A 1,721-nucleotide genomic window follows, 5' to 3' on the forward strand; every position below is an offset into this window, starting at 1 on the left:
CTTAAGACCTCGCCCCGGCCACCCGTCGGCATGCTTGATGGGGCCCAAGAATGGCGTCGGTACGGTCGAGAATCAGACGATGTGGGTGACTTCGTGTGCAGAATCAAAACTACTGAAAGTGAACTTCTGCTTTCGACCCAAAGCGGTCATGTTACAAAGCGTTGATTGCTATGGCTTGTATTCTCATTCTTCAGTAATGCTTTTCTATGTATGCAGAACATAAAAGAAGCAGCCCGCCACTTATCAGATATCCAAGCCCGCCAAGCAATCTGGAGAGACAATATCCTGCAAGAATTGCAATGGGTGATAGTATCACTATGCGACTTGCTTTGAATGCCATTACTATTTTACCTGAGCAACGCGGACAATTTGCAGTTCCCTTTGAAAGGTAAAACCCGAGTTCACTATTACACCAAGGACATTTCATCGAAAATTTACCTTAATAAAAGATTTGTATTTTCTTAGATGTTAAGATCATAATCTATGAGTTGCAGATTTGCTGACAATTCCTCTCCGTTAATGACTTCAAACGACCCAAAACAGTCATTACGCCCCGAAATATCCATTACTATTTGGACATTCTTTTTTTCATTGAAATAAAAATAAAGATTAAAAAAATAGTGAAAAATGCAGCATAACTGCCTCGCCATATGAAACCACGCACGAAGTAACCCATCCAGATTTTGGATTTCCGCAGAAATAATTATAATGCACAACACCATCGAAAAAATAGACAAAGGCAACTAAAAAAACTAAAAAAACCAATTACTAACGAATCAGTCCTTTCCTTAAAAAATACGGCACTTCTGCTCATGTTTGACTTATCTAAGAAAAATCCAACATTCATCACAATAGATAGTAAAGTCAAAGCATATCGAGAAACAACCTGCCAGAAAAACATTCCCCTTCCTTGGTTTGAGCAGGAAAGTAACTGACTTGGATCTACATTAAAAACAACAACAAATATATATGAAAACGGGAATCCTAATATTGCAGCACCTACGCATATTTTTATAAATACCATTGAAAAATTTTTAATATTCATCATTTATATCGCTCCAACTTTATCTTGAGCGTAAATATCCACAATATATGAAGTGGCACTTGCAAGTGCATCATCGTAACAGTCTGCTCCTGGCCGACAGTCGCCTATCATTAATGTACTAAATTGCCAAAGACCGCTACTTATTTGGATGCGATCAGTTTTGGTGGTTTTTGATTTAATTACTTTTAAAGAGCAAATTTTTCTTATAAATAAGTTAATAATTTTATTGCAAATAGAAACACTACAAATAATACTATCTGAAAAAATAAAGCTAAAACTGAAGAGTAAACCCCCAATCTGGAAAGGGTGTTTTTTATAAATCCACCAGTCAGGATGTCGAAAATAAAAACAAGAAAATTCATTTAATGGTCTTTACTGTAATTATTATTTTCCCTAGCGTGAAAAATATAGATATACAGTTATAAATTAAGTTTTCAATCATGATTGAAATGACGAAAAACCGTCGAGGAAAGGAATTCTTAACTAGGATGTCCGCACCTGGCCGACACCCGCCATACTAGCACAATGGCATTACCCTATTCTTAGCCTGCATCAGTTCTCCATCTACACCGTGCTTCGCTACCGCCAGCACCGCACCAATGCGCCAACGGCGCCCCGTCAAGCATGCCGACGGGTGACCGGGGCGAGGTGTTAAGCGCCTGCCCTGTCTGAGCGA

General features: G+C 38.6%; 1 protein-coding gene. It reads right to left on the reverse strand.

The window, feature by feature from the left end; genetic code table 11:
* Positions 1-703: 703 nt before the first annotated feature.
* Complete coding sequence (locus tag EAY64_RS20300) at positions 704-1,048, reverse strand: hypothetical protein (protein WP_147456243.1); 345 nt, start codon at positions 1,046-1,048, stop codon at positions 704-706.
* Between the last annotated feature and the right edge of the window lie 673 nt (positions 1,049-1,721).

This window comes from Aquitalea palustris (assembly GCF_003693445.1).
In the GTDB taxonomy this organism is placed as follows: Bacteria; Pseudomonadota; Gammaproteobacteria; order Burkholderiales; family Chromobacteriaceae; genus Aquitalea; species Aquitalea palustris.

Bases quoted from the DNA above. Each gene is read 5' to 3' on its own strand.
- EAY64_RS20300 (WP_147456243.1), bottom strand. From the start codon at position 1,048: ATGATGAATATTAAAAATTTTTCAATGGTATTTATAAAAATATGCGTA.